This is a genomic window from Pedobacter sp. MC2016-14, from assembly GCF_020991475.1.
Taxonomy (GTDB): domain Bacteria; phylum Bacteroidota; class Bacteroidia; order Sphingobacteriales; family Sphingobacteriaceae; genus Pedobacter.
Genome location: NZ_JAJMPA010000002.1, coordinates 639,258 through 657,693, shown reverse-complemented (window position 1 = coordinate 657,693; position 18,436 = coordinate 639,258). Strand labels below are relative to the sequence as shown.

Sequence of the window (18,436 nt, the reverse complement as noted above, 5' to 3'; positions counted from 1 at the left end):
GTTTGGTTTGACATTTTGAATATACGGATATTAACAGAAATTCAAAGAAAAATCAACAGACAAGTTAAAATATGGCTACAATTTGCAAATTTAAGATCTGTTAGGACTAAAGGCCTGCATATCAACCTCTGTTTGTTGTCCATTTAGTATCTGGCTCACCAAAAGTCCGGTTGCAGGGCCTAAGCTCAAGCCCATCATCCCATGCCCCGTAGCTACAGTAAAATTGGTTAATTTATGGTCCCTGCCTATATAGGGCAATCCATCTGGCGATGAGGGCCTGAATCCGTACCAGATATCTTTTAATTCTGGCAATGCTGGTTTCAGGTCCGGAAAATAGTTGGGTACAGACTCTACAATACCCTTAACCCGGTTCATATTTACCTGACTATTGATCTTCGCAATTTCCATCGTTCCTCCGTAGCGGATCTGGCCATTCATAGGTGTAATGGCAACCCTTGCCTCGCACAATAAACCAGGAATAGTCATGCGCTGCTCAGGCTCATCTTCCATGAAGGAATAGCCTTTTCCGGGCATAATAGATAAGTTTAAATTGAGCATTTTGGCTACTGCGGGTGACCATGAGCCAGCAGCAAGGATATATTCATCAGCTTTCCATTCCACATCACCTGTAAACAAAGTAGTAATTTTGTTAGATCTGGTTTCAATCCGGGTTACTTCATGGTTGCGAGCAATAACTACATTATTTTTTTCCAGGTAATTGAGCAGGGCCTGCATTAATTTTACAGGATATACATGCGCGTCACATCGGTAATGTACAGCGCCCAATACACTTAGGTTGAGCTTAGGCTGCAAAGCCTTGCATTCATCAGCACTCAAAACGGCCATATCCAAACCGAGTTCAACAGCCCTTTTTGCCAGATGCGCTTCTTCCTCTGCCGCCTTTTCTGTTTTATAAAAGGCAAGAATTCCATTTTCTGTAAGTTCAAAATCAAAGCCAGGCTCTTTGGAAAGGTCTTCAAATAATTTTTTACTGAGTAAAGAAAGGTCTCTTAAGGGTACAGCCGATTCCGCAACATGTTTTTTGGTGGAGTTCCTAAGAAACTTAAGTCCCCAGGAAGGAAGCCCTCCTCCCAAAGATGGCTTCACATAAAAGGGACTTTTACTGTCAAACATCCAGCGGATGCCCTGTTGTATCATCCCTGGCGCAGCTAAAGGCACAAAATGGCTTGGCACAATCATGCCCGCGTTTCCAAAAGAACAATTATCAATGATATCACCCTTGTCTATCACCGTAATTTTATGTCCTTGCTTACTGAGGTAATAGGCAGAACTCAACCCCACTATCCCTCCTCCAATTATAATTATATCTGCCATTGTGCTAATTATTTAGATGACCTGAAAACCATGTGCGTATGGGTCATCATTATCTATCTTAATTGTGTTGTAACCGTAAACCTTGGCCCAGCCCTCAATACTCGGTATGATGGCCTCGTACTTATCCATTTTAACCACATCCTCAACCTTTCCGGTAAATTTACTTCCTATAAAACTCTCATGAATGAAGAGATCGCCCTTGTTAAGTTTACCTTTAGCATGCCATTGGGCCATACGTGCCGAGGTGCCTGTACCACATGGCGAACGGTCAATCGCTTTATCGCCATAAAACACAGCATTTCTGGCAGTTGATCCCGCATCCAGCGTATCTCCAGCCCACAAAATATGACTACAGCCATTGATGGTGGCATCTAATGGATGTACAAAGGTGTACTGTTCGTTAATTCGCTTTCTAATGACCTGACTCCAGGCAATCAATTGACCAGCAGTATAGTCCTGAATGCCACTAAAATGCTCCTGCGGATCAACAATGGCATAAAAATTACCCCCATAGGCCACATCAAAAGTGATCATACCAAGATCAGGGCATTCAACAGTTAAGTCCTGCGCAGCCAGGTAAGAGGCTACATTGGTTAATTTTACTGAATCAACTTTATTCCCCGATTGTACATACTCAATATGTACCAGCCCTGCTGGCGCTTCCATACGAAGGCGCCCCGGGATTTTAGGTTGGATTAAACCCTCTTCTATGGCAATGGTTATGGTACCAATAGTGCCATGTCCGCACATAGGCAGGCAACCACTTGTTTCTATAAATAAAACAGCTACATCATTCTCCGGATCATGAGGCGGATAAAGGATACTACCCGACATCATGTCGTGGCCCCTTGGCTCAAACATTAATGCGGTACGGATCCAATCGTACTCTTTTAGAAAATGCTGACGCTTTTCGCTCATATTTGCCCCTTTTAATACGGGACCACCACCAGCAACCAACCTTACGGGATTACCGCAAGTGTGTGCATCTACACAAAAAAAAGTTTTATTCCCCATAATTACGCTTTACTCCAATTTTGATCAGTTAACCTGAAAATATTTAAAGGATTACTTTTTTTAAGTTCGTCTGGCAAGAGTTCATCTTCCCAATCCTGCCAAGCCAGCGGTCTTACAAAACGGTATACAGCTGTTGAACCCACCGAAGTAAAACGGCTGTCATTGGTAGCCGGAAATGGCCCTCCATGCTGCATAGCGGCACAAACTTCAACCCCTGTAGGTACACCATTTAAGATCAAACGTCCCGTAACATCTGTAAGCCTGTTCAGCAAATCTGTATATTTTGAAAGCTCGTTTTTTGCGGACATTATCGTTGTGGTAAGCTGCCCTTCCAATACATTTACCACCTGCAGTAACTGTATCAGATCTTCCGCAACAACCAACAACGAATAAGGCCCAAAAATCTCTTCCTGCAACTTTGGATTGGCTAAAAAAGCAGTAGCAGTTACCTTTGCTACACTAGCCAAGGCCTGGTTTTTAGCTGCATCATTCAAGGCATCCGACACACTGAGCAATTCAACGCCTTGCTCTTCTAAGATTTGCTGTGAAAGTTTTTGATAATTCTCGCAAATGCCCGGTGTTAGCATCGTTGCAGATGGAACCACCTTTATTAAATCTACCAATTTGTTAATAAACAGCTGTAATGCGGGAGATTGAATAGCGAGTAACAATCCCGGATTGGTACAAAATTGCCCCGCACCAAGGGTTATTGACCCTGCATAGGTGGATGCAATTTCTTCCGCCCGCTCATCTAATGCCTCTGGCAGCAAAATTACCGGATTAATACTGCCCATCTCGGCAAAAACAGGGATCGGCTGCTGCCTTTCTTGTGCAAGCTTAACCAGGGCCATCCCTCCTTTATACGAACCAGTAAAGGTTACAGCTTTTACTTCAGGATGCGCCACTAATGCTGCGCCAACAGTATAACCACTATCAAAAAGCAAGGAAAATACCCCTTTAGGTAATCCCATTTTTTCTACCGCACGTACAATAGCCCCCCCCACAAGGGCACTTGTACCCGGATGTGCCGGATGTGCTTTTACAATAACCGGGCAACCTGCCGCCAATGCGGATGCAGTATCGCCACCAGCAACAGAAAACGCCAAAGGAAAATTACTGGCACCAAAAACTACTACCGGACCAAGCGGTACCATCATCCTGCGGATGTCTGGTTTTGGCAAAGGCTTGCGTTCTGGCTGTGCCTCATCAATGATGGCATTTACCCAGGATCCTTCTTCAACCAGATTGGCAAAAAGCCTAAGCTGTCCGGTTGTACGTCCCAACTCGCCGGTTAAACGGGCAAGCGGCAGACCACTTTCTGCCGATGCACGATTAATGAGTACCTCTCCAATAGCTTCAATCTCTTCTGCTATTGTTCTTAAAAAGGAAGCTTTAAGATGTTTATTGATCTTTTTATAAACCTGGTGTGCAGCTTTTGCCGCATTTACAGCCTCATCTATATTCTTTGCCGAAGCATTAAAAAATTTATACTCCAGCGCTTCTCCCGTGGCCACCGCAAAAGCGACAAAGCTTTCCTCTACGTTTTCAACATAAGCTGAGGCAACAATATTTTTTCCGATCATACTGCCTGAGCTTCCAAAATTCCCCAGCTACCTTCCGGTAAAGTCGGCCTTACAGCTAATGCATCGTTGATCACCTTAAGAATCTGCTCCCGCTCTTTTCCAACCAGCTTAAGGCGTGGTGCACGTACATTTTCGGTACCCGTTCCTGTTGCCACTTCAGCAAGTTTTATATACTGTACCAGTTTAGGATGAATGTCTAAATCCAGTAAAGGCATAAACCAACGGTTGATCGCTACTGCCTCCTCAATTCTACCCGCTTTTACCAAACGGAATATCGCCACCGTCTCTTTAGGAAAGGCATCTACCAAACCCGCTACCCAACCCTGTGCGCCGGCAACAATACTTTCAAGTGCCAATGGATCAACACCGGTAAACAACTTATAACGCTCACCAAAGCGGTTAATCATCCTGGTGATGTTGCTGATGTCGCGTGTAGATTCCTTTACTGCGGTTATATTGGAATACTGCTCCAACTCTGCAAACATATCCAGCGTAACATGGATTTTATAATCTACCGGGTTGTTATAGATCATCATATCCAATGAAGTACTTTCCGCAACTGCGGCAAAATAGGCTATGGTCTCATCAGCCGATGCATAGTAACGTAAAGGAGGAAGCAACATAATTCCTGATGCCCCCAATTCCTCCGCCTTTATAGCCTGGGCAACAGCCACCCTGGTAGCCTGTTCTGCGATACTGAAAACAACAGGAACCCTGCCAGCTACAGTTTTAACAGTTTCTTTTAATAAAATGAATTTTTCCTCTTCAGATAATGTACTGGCTTCGCCTAGTGAACCGCCAATAACAATACCATCTACTCCCGCTTCAAGCTGTGCTTCGAGCCCTTTGTTACAGGCATCAAGATCAAGTTCTTCTTCTGATGTAAATTTAGTTGTAATTGCAGGAAATACACCCGCCCATTTGATACCCATAATTCTTTGTTTATTGTTAATTTTCTTGTTGACAGCTTAAAACGATACAAAAATATAGGTTAGCACACGCAATGAATACCCTGATATTAACCCATTCAAACCATAAATAAACCAATGTAAACAGGGTTAAATTGCAAAGAGGAGCTGGCAAATTCAACCGTAAATCTCAGACCTCATCATGTAATGGATAACACTAAATACCTGCGGCATCCCTGCGCTTACTATTTGAAAGGATCCAGTAATAGATCGGGATACCGATGAGCGTAATGATTAAGCCTGGCCAGGTAAACTTTGGTTTAAACATAATTAGCAAGATACAAAATGCCAATCCCATCAGAATATACAAAATTGGCAACACGGGATAACCAATCGCTTTATAAGGGCGCTCTGCATCTGGCCTGTTTTTTCTCAAAATAAAAATTCCGGTAATGGTAAGCATATAAAATACCACCACCACAAAAGAAATCATGTCCAGTAAATCACCATATTTCCCCGTCAGGCACCACAAACCAGCAAAAATACATTGCACCCAAAGTGCATACCCAGGTACTGCATTGGCATTTAATTCGCCGGCTCTTTTAAAGAACATGCCATCTTTAGCCATGGAATAATATACACGCGCACCGGCCATAATTAAACCGTTGTTACATCCAAATGTAGAGATCATAATCATTATGGCAATGATTAGCGTTCCTGAAGTACCAAAGATAACCTGAGCTGCAGTAACCGCTACCCGGTCTTTTTCCGCAGCCGCGATTTCTGGCAGAGTCAGCACGCCGGTATACATTATATTTGCCGCCACGTAGATAATGGTCACTATAAATGTTCCTAAAAACAAACTCAAGCCGATGTTGCGCCTCGGGTTTTTAACCTCGCCAGCAATAAAAGTAACGTTATGCCAGGAATCGCTGCTAAATATTGACCCCACCATGGCTGCCGCTATAGCACCTAATGCCGGAACAAATGCATAAGATCCGCTTTCCCCGGAGGGTACTAACTTATGCAAATCCCATATATTCGTCCAGTTGGCTTTCCATATTTGTTGATCAATTGCCCAGAAGCCAAAAATAATCAGTCCTCCTAAACTCAATAGCTTAACCACTGTAAACAAAGTTTGAATGACCTTTCCACTTTTCACGCCCCTGGTATTCATATAGGTAAGCAAAATGATGACACAAATTGACAAGAGCTGTGCCGGGGAAATCTTAATGAAACCAAGATCGGCAACAACGAGGTCCTCACTAAACATCGGAAAGATATAGGCCGTAAATTTTGCAAAAGCAACCCCTACAGCAGCAATTGTTGCGGTTTGGATAACAGCAAAAAAGCTCCAGCCATAAAGAAAACCCATCAATGGGTTGTAAGCTTCCTTAAGATAGATGTATTGTCCGCCTGCCTTAGGAAACATCGAACTCAATTCTCCATAACTCAATGCGGCGGCAAGCGTCATAAAACCTGTAATCAGCCAAACGAAAATAAGCCAGCCCGAACTGCCTACATTTCTAACAATATCTGCGCTGACAATAAAAATACCCGATCCGATCATGCTGCCTGCCACGAGCATCGTGGCATCCATTAGACCAAGAGAAGATTTAAAAGAGGGATTTGGTTGGTTCATTTTGTTGAATGTACAGAACTTAGGTTGACACTGAAGAAAATGTAACCAAGAAGGATAAAATCAGAGCATAAGTTGCTAAATTGTAGTTAAAATCCTGCTACCAATTGCGAAGTATGATAAATAAACAAACATCAATGGGTACTAATTTAGTATCGCAAATAAAAACCAGGTGATATGACAAAAAACACAAAGAATTGGGCCCTGACTTCGGCTATCTTGCTGGCCTGTACAACAGGTGTATCAGCACAACAGAATGATTATCCAATTCAGCCGGTAGCCTTTACTAAAGTGCATGTACATGATCATTTTTGGCAACCCAAGATGGAAGTCAATGCCAACGTAACCATTCCGTATGTAATTGCTCAGTGTAAAGCAAACGGACGTATGGATAATTTTCTTAGAGCTGGCAAAAAACTAAGCGGGGATAAATTAAGTGAGTTTCCCTTTGACGACACCGACGTTTATAAAGCCATTGAAGGTGCCTCCTACTCCATTCAGAACAAAAAAAATCCCAAACTGGAAGCCTACATTGATACGTTAATCAGCATCATCGGCGCCGCACAGGAACCGGATGGCTACCTCTTTACTTTCAGGACTGTTAATGCAAAAAAACCACATGAATGGATCGGATCTAAAAGATGGGAAAAAGAAGAAATCCTGAGCCATGAGCTCTATAACGCAGGACATCTATATGAAGCAGCGGTAGCACATTACCAGGCAACGGGTAAAAAAACTTTATTAGATATCGCCATCAAAAATGCGGACCTCCTGGTGACAACCTTCGGGCCGGGAAAAATAGAGGAATACCCAGGTCACCAGATTGTGGAGATCGGCCTTTCAAAAATGTACCGGGTAACCTTGAATAAAAAATACCTTGAGCTGGCCAAGTTCTTTTTGGATGTTAGAGGCCCCAAAGGAGATGCCTATAACCAAGCCCATAAAAAGGTTGTTGATCAGCATGAAGCCGTAGGCCATGCCGTGCGGGCAGCGTATATGTACACCGGAATGGCAGACATAGCCGCGCTTACCGGCGATACTAAATACCTGGCCGCCATTGATGACATCTGGAGCGATGTGGTTCAAAAAAAGTTATACATCACCGGAGGGATCGGCGCTACAGGAAATGGGGAAGCTTTCGGAGAAGCTTATCAATTGCCAAATATGTCTGCTTACGCAGAAACCTGCGCAGCCATTGGGAATGTATACTGGAACGAGCGGATGTTTCTTTTACATGGAGATTCAAAATATATTGATGTACTGGAACGAACTCTATATAATGGCTTACTATCCGGTGTTTCGTTAAGCGGTGACCGGTTCTTTTACCCTAACCCTTTAGCTTCCATGTTTCAGCACCAGCGTAGTGCCTGGATCAGCTGTGCTTGCTGTATTAGCAACATGACAAGGTTTTTACCTTCCCTGCCAGGATACGTGTATGCACAGGACAAAAATGATTTATATGTTAATCTTTTCATGGGCAACACCAGTAAAATTGCGCTTAGCGCCACAACTGTAAACATTACACAAACAACAGACTATCCATGGAAGGGAAAAGTTGACCTTAACATTGATCCACAAAAAACTGCTCAATTTACGCTAAGAATCCGGATCCCCGGTTGGGCCAACCAGGAGCCTGTGCCTGGTGACCTTTATCGCTATCTGGAAAAAAAATCTGCGCCGGTAAGCCTTTCCATTAACGGTAAACCAAGTTCTTTTGTCTCAGAAAAAGGTTACGCCGTGATAAAACGTACCTGGAAAAAGGGAGATGTTGTATCCCTGAACCTTCCTATGGAGACCGACAAAATAGTTTCAAATCAGAATGTGCGTGATGATGTCGGGCGCTTTGTATTGGAACGTGGGCCCATTGTTTATTGTTTGGAAGGACCGGACAATAAGGATAGCCTTGTTCAAAACATCATGATTGATAAAAATGCCATTGGAACTGCGCAATACCAAACAAACCTATTAAATGGTGTTGACGTCATCAGCATTCCAGGTCAAAGTGCAAAACGTCAATTGAATAGTGACAGCCTGTTGATTACCGATCAAGCGGTAAAAGCAATTCCGTATTATGCATGGGCAAACAGAGGCCCGAGCGAAATGACTGTCTGGATTCCCTACGAAGCATCCGCAGCCAGACCAAAACCTGCAGCTACAATCGCAAGTACCAGTAAGGTTTCCTCTTCAGTTAAAAATAAAAGAATGTTTTCGGCGATTAAAGACCAGTATGAACCTGCGGACTCCAAAGACAAAAATTATCCATATCTGCATTGGTGGCCGGCAAAAAACTCCAGCGAATATATTCAATATGATTTCAATTCCGCTCAAACGGTGAGTGAATCAAAAGTTTACTGGTATGATGATGGGCCATGGGGCGGCTGTCGTATCCCTGTATCGTATAAATTGCTTTACAAAAAAGGCGATCAATGGCTTCCGGTTAAAAACACCATTCCTTATCACATCGGCAAGGACAAATTTAACACCCTAAGCTTTGAGCCTGTTACAACAACCGCGTTACGGATGGAAATCCAATTACCTGCAGATAATTCGTCAGGGGTTCACGAATGGGCTGTGAAATAGTGCTTTTCAACTTATATGTATACCTATTTTAACGTAACATCCAGGTAAACAGAATGACGCCCATAAGTATTATAAAATGGTTTAAACACTACTTCATCAATGGTAAATTGTAATTGCTGAGGATCACCCTTAATTGACTTCTCTATATCTTCAGCGTATAAAGTTACTTTACGCCAATCTTTCCTTACTTCCGCTTCCTGAGCGGCCAGCAGTATCGGTCCATAAAACAAACTGGCTACATTCTGCTGGTCCATCAGCGGATTCAGGTGAAATTGGAAAGGCATTTTTAATTCAACCACATCACCATCTTTCCATTTACGGGTTATTTTCAGGTAACTGCCCGGTGTAGCTTCCAGGTTTTGCGGGCTGCCGTTAATGGTTACAAAAAATCCTTTAGTAGCCCAACCCGGCACACGTACATGCAGATCAAATTTTCCACTACCCTTTATGGTTAGTTTGGTATGATCTTCTTTCGGGAAATCTGTTGTCTGCTCAACCTTGATTTTACGTGCTGTCCAATCGAGTTTAGAAGGGATATACAAGTTCACATAAAGCGACTGGTTGTCTTTACTTTTAAAATAAATTGAATTCTGCAGTTTTGTACTGCTTTCTATTGCTGTGCCGTTGCAACAGGTAAAACCAGTCATATCCGGGTTACTAAATTGTTTGATAGCGCCAGGTCTTAGTGGCACGTGATAAGTATTGGCAGGACTGTTCTCCGCTACAGAAGCAAGAATATGGTTGTATAAAGCACGTTCATAATAATCCATTAGCTCTGCACGCTGTTCAAACAGAAATAGGTCGGCAGTTAACTTTAATAAGTTATATGTGGCGCAAGTTTCGTTTTGCCCCCCTTCAGATAATCCGTTCTCATACAAGGTGGCAGGTTGGCTAACGAAACATTCCGCATTGGCAGGATTACGTGCACCTGCAACTCCGCCAATACTGTACATATAGTCATCTACCATTTTATGCCAGAAATTATCGGCCACTTTATAATACTCCGTTTTATTCGAAACCTTATACATTTCAATACTACCTACAATTTGAGGGATATGCTGGTTGGCATGCAGCCCACGAAAAACATCCACGTTTTTGGCCAGTCCATGCGAGTGTGCCGTATCACCGAAGAAAACTTTGATGTTATCAAATAATTGAGCAGTTTTCAGGTACTTCTGATCGCCGGTAATCTTGTACAGATGGGCCATAGACTCGTTCATTCCTCCAAACTCGCCAGCGATATACGTATTCCACATCTTTATCAGTGTCTCCTGTGGCAATTGGTTAAGTCGCGCGTATACCCAATCCCCCATATTCGTCGCTATTTCCAGCGCTTTTTTATTGCCACTCACTTCATATACCTCTATTAGGCCGGCTAAGATTTTATGTAAAGTATAATAAGGCGCCCATACCTGGTTCTTTTGCCCTCCGTATTTGGCTCCCTGTTCTAACATGATGAACTGATCTGGAGGGTAAGCGCTGATAAATCCTTTTCCCCAGTTCCAGTAATCGTTACGGATACCCGCTTCGCTGAGCTCAGAATCGAAAGCCGAACGTCCCGGACCAAAAGGGACAGCTTTAGGGTCAGCCACAAATGCGGCCCCTGCTTCCTTTGGTGTTCCAGATAATTTAGATAAGGTATACAGCGTATTTACCATGTATTCCATTTTCTTGGCAAAGTTGGCCTGAAGTGCTTTGTCATATCCTGTACCCGCATAAGCCTGGGCTATGGCCGAGAGGTAGTGACCTGTGGCATGGCCTCTTAGTTTGGTATCCTCAGTGTCCCATACACCCAATGGCTTCGCTCCCTCGGGTTGTTTCTGGCCAAATGCCTGACGAAACATATAGAGAAAAGAATTAGGCTCTGTGTTAGCTAAGGTGCTGACAAACTTATCCCTGTTTTCGATGAACTTGGTTTTATGGCCATGATCATCAGCTTCCAGCGTTACCTGGTTCAGCTCAAAGGAAGTCAGCCTTGAAAGTGGTGCAACTGATTTACCGGATTCCTTTATCGTTACCAGTGCTTTAGGTTGAAAAGCTGTTCCCGGAACACGTCCTGTAATTGTATAAGCGCCCGGCTTGAGCACAGCAGTATTGCTGATGTCGGATGGCCAGAGCACACGCACCTCAGGACCTTTAACATGATTTTGGTAAGTGCCCTGCACATAACTTGGTAGTCGCGGTAAATTCCCTAACTCTGTTTCTACTTCTACATCAGCTACCTGAACTAAATAATTATTATAAAGCTGTGGCTGATGAGCAGGAAAACGTGGCAGGTCGTCCTCAGGTTTACCTACATTCGCAGTACTTTCCTGACCGCTATTTAATGAATTTTTATAAATTGTGGCCACCTGATTTCTATTTAGCGGAACACGATAAATGCGAAAATCATGGATCAAGGCATTCAGATTAGGATCTCCAGGCAGTAGTGATTTCCCAATATAAAGCAGGTTTTTATCTAATGATTGCTGACCGAATACTTCTGACAATTCTGAGGGTATGTTTTTAGTTTCGCCCACTGTTTTACCATCAACATACGTGATCATAGCTTTAGAAGTTATGTCAATCACTATGGCAAGATGAACCCATTTATTTATTTCTATAGTGGGCGCAACTGCTCCTTTTTCATTATTTCCTTTAGCCGTTATAAGCGCCTGGTAGCCCTTTTGTAGTTTTGTCCCGGTTGGCGCTGCAAAAAAATGCTTATTGGCATCCTTTCCGAAATCAAAAAAACGCTGGCCGGGTTGATTGGAACGTAAATAGATCCAGCCGGAGATACTCAAAGATTCCAGATCTGTTAAAGCTTGTCCGGGAAGGCTAAGAAAAGCATTTTTATCTCCAGAGAGCGACAAGACCTTTCCAAACCGATTGTCATCAACAAAATTGATTTCAGCGGATTGAAATTTAGCATGAAGGTTATTTCGCGACCAGTCTTTGGCATCTGCGGCAAACACATAGCGCGCAATCATACCCGTTTCACCAATGCCATCCAATATTTGGTCACCATTTTGTGCCTGTACGGTGCCACAACCTTCAACCAAAAGCGCAAAAATTAGGACAGCACGCGAGAACACTCTATACATTTTCATAACGATCTATGTTTGAACATACCTAAAATAAAAGTATTTCTTCGATAATCATGTGCAGAACTTACTTTTGGTTAGAATGCGGGTAAGTTGGGTTAATAATCGTCTCATAAGAGAACCTCTAACACTCATCAGGTTAACTAAAAAAACACTACACTGATAGTCAGACATTTATCAGTAAATACCCGATTACTTAGTTAAAGAATTAGCGTAGCACCTTAAAAGTCTAATACAAGATTTCTTCACTGGTTAAAATCCTGAATACATTGGTCAATTTGAGCTGACAATCAAACTAAAAGTATCATTAACTTTATACCTTAATCCATATATAATCTTTAGTTTTTCATCTACTTTGACAATAAGAAGCCAATAATCATATTCTGCTTGGGAAGAGGTCATTCAAGTTCCTTGTTAAGTATCTAACAATAATATAAATTCAACATGAAGCTTGCGCTAATCTTAGTTTTTTTCATCAGTTCCACTGCCTTTTCCCAAACGGTGCACCCTACTCGTGTGACCTATAATTTTAATCCAGGTTGGAAAGTCTATATTGGCGATGACACCGTTGCGGCCTCCCCGAAGCTCAACGATAAAAATTGGAAAAACATTACACTTCCTTATGCATGGAATGAGGACGAAGCTTTTAAAAAATCTATTGAAGACCTACCTACCGGCATTGCTTGGTACCGTAAGCATTTTAAAATCTCAGCTACGGATGCAGGCAAGAAAGTTTTTCTGGAATTTGAAGGTGTCCGTCAGGCTGGTGAATTTTACTTAAACGGAAAATATATCGGTTCGCACGAGAACGGGGTTACATCATTTGGTTTTGACATCACTGATCTGCTAAACCCACAGGCTGAGGAAAATGTATTGGCCGTACGTGTTGATAATGCCTGGAATTATAAAGAAAAGGCGACCAAATCCGGGTACCAGTGGAACGATAAAAATTTTAATGCCAATTATGGGGGGATTTCTAAAAATGTACGCCTTCATGTTACTGGCAAATTGTACCAGACACTGCCCCTATTTACGACACTAAAGACGACAGGAAATTACATTTATGCGAAGGACTTTAACATCCGGGGTAAATCAGCAACCATTGTTACCGAATCTGAAATAAAAAATGAGACAACAACACCGCAAAATGTATTGTACGAAGTGGAAATTCGGGATGCCGACAATAAGCTGGTCAAAACTTTCAGCGGAAATCCGGAAACCGTAAAACCTGGCGAAACCAAAATACTTATGGCACAAGCATTGGTAAACAACCTGAATTTCTGGAGTTGGGGATATGGTTACCTATATTCAGTGGTTACCCGCCTGAAAGCTGGAAATAACGTGATTGATGAAGTAACAACCAAAACAGGTTTTAGAAAAGCAGAATTTAAAAATGGTATGGTCTACCTGAATGACCGTGTGTTGATGATGAAGGGCTATGCCCAACGCACCAGTAACGAATGGCCGGCCATTGGACTCTCCGTACCCGCATGGATGAGTGATTACAGCAATAAGTTAATGGTGGAAAGCAATGCCAACCTGGTGCGATGGATGCATATCACCCCATGGAAACAGGATATTGAGTCTTGTGATCGTGTTGGGCTAATTCAGGCCATGCCTGCCGGAGATTCAGAAAAAGACGTAACAGGTACGAGGTGGGAGCAGCGAAAATCGGTGATGCAGGATGCCATCATCTACAACAGAAACAACCCAAGTATCCTCTTTTACGAATGCGGAAATGAATCCATCAGTCCAGTGCACATGCAGGAAATGAAAGACATCCGTAATCAATATGATCCTAACGGCATGCGGGCTATCGGATCACGAGAAATGTTGGACATCGACCAAGCAGAATATGGCGGTGAAATGCTTTACGTCAACAAAAGTGCAACTAAGCCACTTTGGTCTATGGAATACTCGCGTGATGAAGGCTTAAGGAAATACTGGGATGAATACACGCCTCCATTTCATAAAAATGGTGATGGACCATTATACAAAGGTGCGGACGCAAGCGATTACAACCGTAACCAGGATTCTCATGCAATAGAAAGCGTAGCAAGGTGGAACGACTATTACCTGGAACGTCCTGGAACGGGAACGAGGGTGAGTTCTGGTGGGGTGAATATCATTTTCTCGGATTCTAATACCCACCACCGTGGCGAGGAAAACTATCGCAGTAGCGGAGAAGTAGATGCGATGCGTATCCCTAAAGATGGCTTTTATGCACATAAAGTCATCTGGGACGGATGGGTGGAGCCAAAGAGAACAGGTATTCACGTTCTGGGACATTGGAACTATAAATCAGGCATTAAAAAAGATGTATTTGTCATTTCTACAGCGGACAAAGTTGAACTTATATTAAATAACAAATCCCTTGGATTTGGAGAATTAAGCGATGGTTTCGTATTCACTTTTAAAAACGTCAGTTGGAAACCCGGTGTTTTAAAAGCAATTTCTTATGCCAGGGACGGGAAAAAATTGGGGGAAACGGAAGTAAAAACTATCGGCGACCCCATAGCACTTCGTTTAACAGCGCTTAAAAATCCAACAGGATTTAAGGCAGATGGAGCAGATGTAGTATTGGTAGAGATTGAAGTGGTAGATAAAGATGGTAACCGTTGTCCGACTGCGCTGAACATGGTAAATTTTAAATTATCTGGTCCGGCAGAATGGCGTGGTGGAATTGCACAAGGTCCGGACAATTATATTCTGGCTAAAGATTTACCCCTGGAATGTGGTGTCAACAGGGTGATTATCCGCTCCACGACTACAGCTGGAAAAATCGACCTTATAGCAATGGCTGATGGGTTGAAACCCGCATCTATATCTTTCCAGTCTTTACCGTTTAAGGTACAGGACGGGCTTGCAACGATCCTGCCTTCAGACGGGTTAAAATCGAATTTAGAAAGGGGCGCCACCCCTATTGGCCAATCCTATATCATAACCCGTAAAGCGATTAAAATTACGGCAGCCGAAGCTGGTGCGAATACAGCAAAAGCGATATTAAGCCATGACGACAACGAGCTAACCGCATGGATTAACGATGGCAAAATGTCAACCGCATGGATTAAGTATACTTTTGATAAAGAAAGTACGGTTACGAGTGTAGACTTAAAACTAAACGGCTTCAGGAGCAAAATCTACCCCATCCGAATTCTGGTGGACAACAAAGAAGTATTTAACGGAAATACCAAGCCTGGCTTAGGATATTTTTCTGCCGTTTGCAAGCCAATGGCTGGTAAAACGGTAACCATTCAGCTAAAAAATGCAGTTACCAATAAAAGCGATAAAAATCCAGGCGTGGAAATGAATGGAAAAAAACTAGACGACGGTATCGATACGCTTGGGTCTGATGCAAAAGGCTCATTTAGCATCATTGAGGCCGATATCTTCGAGAAACCTTAAGGCTCCTTCAATCAAATTGTTGACCTTAACATGGAGGTTCGGGTATTAGTTAGTGTAAGCTATTTTAAATCAGTAAGCCCTTAAACTGCACAATGGCGTAATTGCCATTCGTCCATATACTTTTAGGATGTCTTCATATATCTGCTTATTATACTTACCTGAGTATAAAGAAATGGATGATTCGATGATTAAACGTGCTAGAGGATATGGCGGGAACTCTAATAATAGACGTCTTCTAACTCAGTAACAATAAACTCAGGATTCTTTGTAGCATATTTAACCACAATAGAGTCTCCAACATCAAGATTCCTGGGGTTATTATCCCAATTTCTTTTGCAATAATAGTAGACACTGCCGATTTGATATTTCACCTCTACTGTTTTTCCTTTATATGAATGTATGTCCGTAATAATTCCTTTCGAATACTTATAACCATGGCTCATAGCAGTAATTCTACCAGACTCACTCCTTTCCGCATCCTTGGATATCCAATAAAATCCAAATGCAATTATCCCTATAATTGTTACGAACGTCAATGATAACTTTAATTTTTCCATGTCCTAATATTTAATAACCGAAAAAAATGAAATCTGCTCCGTATCTCAACCTATATCTGTAGTGATATTACCTGCCTTAAGTGCCTTTAATAAAGGTTACAGAAATGGTATCCCTTTTAATCAATTTATCATTATCTTTCAATGTACCCATTCCTATTACTGTATATTTTCCAACTTTTTTAAACGCTCCCTTAAGCTTTAGCGTATTGGTTTTAATATCAGTAAAACTATATTCTTTTTTATTCACTAATATTTTGAAGGTTGATTTAAGTTTTGGCGGATTAGCTACCGTTATATAAAGATCATCAATATTTTTGTAGCTATTTCCTTGTTCAAGTATTTTGAAGCTATTGTTTCTGCATATCGCAATATTTTCACTGAGTAGAGTACCCAGCACCTGCTTTATACTCCCTGAACTACTATAGATGATATAAAAAAAGTCATTTGGCATATTCCTGTAGTCGCTCACCGAGTAAACTGTTAGTTCGCCTTTCTCTGAATAGTATAGTTGGTCTGCATACCATTTCCCCTTGATCATATATTTTTTAGATTTTAATTTCCCATCAGAATAATACTCATACTCATAACCATGGATAAAGTCATTTTTATAAAATGACTTCAACTTTAGTTCACCATTATCATAGTACTCGAAAGACCATCCCTCCAATTTACCATCTTTGAAATATCCATCAAATATCTTGATACCCTTTCTGTAAACACGGCTCCGCCCCTCAAAATTACCTTTGGAATTTAGCCGGTAGCTTTCTCCGCTCCTATTCAAAATTTTATAATAAAACTCTTCGTTTACGCAGAAAAAAACTGTAACTAATAGGGCAAATAAAACAGCAAAAGTCAAAAATTTATTCTTTCTCATTGGTTTTATTTTGTTCTAAGCATGCTTATCAATATACCTATAATCCCATATATACGACCTAGCAAATACTTGATTACGTACAGTACATACTATCTCCAATATTAAGAGTAGCGTAATGAGAATTTCCCGTATATCAATCATTCAGGCTTCCACTCCAACACTTGTACTGCACTTGCCGCTACACTGGCTTTTCCTTCTCCGTCTACCTGGCTTACCTTTTGGATGAATAAATTCAAGATCGATTTCTTTTTCCAAAGTTCAGTGTCATAACTGGGTTCCCAATCATCCACTTCAGTAACTGTAAGATCGGATACCTTCCAGTTATTGCCTTTAATATTTTCATTCAATGCCAGTGAAACTTTGTTGCCCCTTTCCGAATCACGAAAGATAAGCCCTACGGCTTGATCCTTTCCTTTAGTCCAGGCTATAATCTGCGGACGGGAAATGGGAATGCGTTTAGTACCTCCCCCACTTAAACTAAATGAAGTACTGCGAAAGCCAAGATCCTTCACCTTCCAACCAGCTTTATCCTTAAATATAATGTGGTACTGAGGAACGGCCTCAGCTTCATTACGCCAATAAGAAGCAATAAAAACCTGTCCCTTATCATCAGCAAACATAGAAGTTTGGTTAATCAATTCGCTTTTTTGAGGGATCTTACAAGCATACTCAGCATTTAATGCTGTGATGGGCAAGGTATAATTTGTACCCGAAGAATTTTGCCAGGTCTTACCGCCGTCAGCAGATTTTGCATAACACATGTCATGATTGCTAGCGACATCTGGACTTTCTCTCCATACCCAAGACAAATGAATAGTTCCCTTTTGATCTAATGCCATTTGCCAATAAGCATTACGCTTACCCTGCCCATCAATCATATTGTCCTGCACACGTACCCAGGTTTTATTTCGCACATCGTACCTGTTTAGCATCAGATTACCATTGCCTGAGCCCCCATCCCGATACAGGAACAAAACATCTCCATTGTTAAGGTTGTAAAACTCCGGGTAACTCACTTTATCCTCCTTTATAGAAAGCATAGCCGATTTTTTACTTAGTGTCAAAGAACCGGGACTAATTGCTACTGCATAATTTAGAGCATTGTTATGCTGCCCCCATGCTACATGCAGGTACCCATCGCCGTCTGCAATTATACTAATTGATTTATGGGCATCCGTAGCATCTCCTTTATAATCAGTACGTACTACAGTCCATTTTTTTGCACCTAATTTACGTTTAGCCAACACCAGAAATTGATCTTCATCATAATAAGCAGCATACTGAACATCGCCATGAGTAGTCAAAGAATTTTTTCGAAAAATTACCGTGTTAACGGAATTATTTGCCCATCCGTTGGTAGCAATGGTAGTCATGCTCACTTTGTGTTGAGCATTTAAATCAATAAATGCTACAACTAGAAGAAAAAATACAGTGATGTGCCTTAGCATAAATCGATAC

General features: G+C 41.9%; 11 protein-coding genes. 2 read left to right on the top strand and 9 right to left on the bottom strand.

Features of this window, described 5'->3' with window-relative positions; all coding sequences use genetic code 11:
* Positions 1-90 precede the first annotated feature (90 nt).
* From LPB86_RS14920 to LPB86_RS14900, 5 genes are all read right to left on the bottom strand, one after another.
* Positions 91-1,335 carry an FAD-binding oxidoreductase gene (locus LPB86_RS14920; RefSeq protein WP_230645328.1) on the bottom strand — a complete coding sequence of 415 codons (1,245 nt, stop codon included), beginning with the start codon at positions 1,333-1,335 and terminating at the stop codon, positions 91-93.
* A gap of 12 nt (positions 1,336-1,347) precedes the next feature.
* Positions 1,348-2,349: a 4-hydroxyproline epimerase gene (locus LPB86_RS14915; protein ID WP_230645327.1), complete on the bottom strand. Its 1,002-nt coding sequence runs from the start codon at positions 2,347-2,349 to the stop codon at positions 1,348-1,350.
* Between the two features lie 2 nt (positions 2,350-2,351).
* A complete protein-coding gene (locus tag LPB86_RS14910) occupies positions 2,352-3,932 on the bottom strand; it encodes an aldehyde dehydrogenase (NADP(+)) (protein WP_230645325.1) in 1,581 nt (526 codons plus the stop codon).
* Complete coding sequence (locus tag LPB86_RS14905) at positions 3,929-4,864, bottom strand: dihydrodipicolinate synthase family protein (RefSeq protein ID WP_230645323.1); 936 nt, start codon at positions 4,862-4,864, stop codon at positions 3,929-3,931. Before LPB86_RS14905 ends, LPB86_RS14910 begins: the two co-directional genes overlap by 4 nt.
* A gap of 193 nt (positions 4,865-5,057) precedes the next feature.
* Positions 5,058-6,482, bottom strand: a complete 1,425-nt coding sequence (locus tag LPB86_RS14900; protein WP_230645321.1) for an APC family permease — start codon at positions 6,480-6,482, stop codon at positions 5,058-5,060.
* Between the two features lie 174 nt (positions 6,483-6,656).
* Between LPB86_RS14900 and LPB86_RS14895 the strand changes: the two genes are divergently transcribed.
* The gene (locus LPB86_RS14895) at positions 6,657-9,059 is read left to right on the top strand and encodes a glycoside hydrolase family 127 protein (protein ID WP_230645319.1); all 2,403 of its coding nucleotides are present in this window, start codon (positions 6,657-6,659) and stop codon (positions 9,057-9,059) included.
* Positions 9,060-9,082: 23 nt separating this feature from the next.
* Here the strand turns inward: LPB86_RS14895 and LPB86_RS14890 are convergent, their stop codons facing one another.
* Positions 9,083-12,148 carry a beta-L-arabinofuranosidase domain-containing protein gene (locus tag LPB86_RS14890; RefSeq protein WP_230645317.1) on the bottom strand — a complete coding sequence of 1,022 codons (3,066 nt, stop codon included), beginning with the start codon at positions 12,146-12,148 and terminating at the stop codon, positions 9,083-9,085.
* 438 nt (positions 12,149-12,586) lie between these two features.
* Here LPB86_RS14890 and LPB86_RS14885 point away from each other — a divergent pair, with 438 nt between their 5' ends.
* Positions 12,587-15,547 (top strand): sugar-binding domain-containing protein, encoded by a 2,961-nt coding sequence (locus tag LPB86_RS14885; protein WP_230645315.1) that lies wholly within the window; start codon positions 12,587-12,589, stop codon positions 15,545-15,547.
* Positions 15,548-15,765: 218 nt separating this feature from the next.
* Here the strand turns inward: LPB86_RS14885 and LPB86_RS14880 are convergent, their stop codons facing one another.
* The 3 genes from LPB86_RS14880 to LPB86_RS14870 form a co-directional block, all read right to left on the bottom strand.
* Positions 15,766-16,104: a hypothetical protein gene (locus LPB86_RS14880; protein WP_230645313.1), complete on the bottom strand. Its 339-nt coding sequence runs from the start codon at positions 16,102-16,104 to the stop codon at positions 15,766-15,768.
* Positions 16,105-16,180: 76 nt separating this feature from the next.
* On the bottom strand, positions 16,181-16,978 hold the full coding sequence (locus tag LPB86_RS14875) for a toxin-antitoxin system YwqK family antitoxin (protein ID WP_230645311.1): 798 nt from the start codon (positions 16,976-16,978) through the stop codon (positions 16,181-16,183).
* Positions 16,979-17,115: 137 nt separating this feature from the next.
* A complete protein-coding gene (locus LPB86_RS14870) occupies positions 17,116-18,426 on the bottom strand; it encodes a BNR repeat-containing protein (RefSeq protein ID WP_230645309.1) in 1,311 nt (436 codons plus the stop codon).
* Positions 18,427-18,436: the final 10 nt, after the last annotated feature.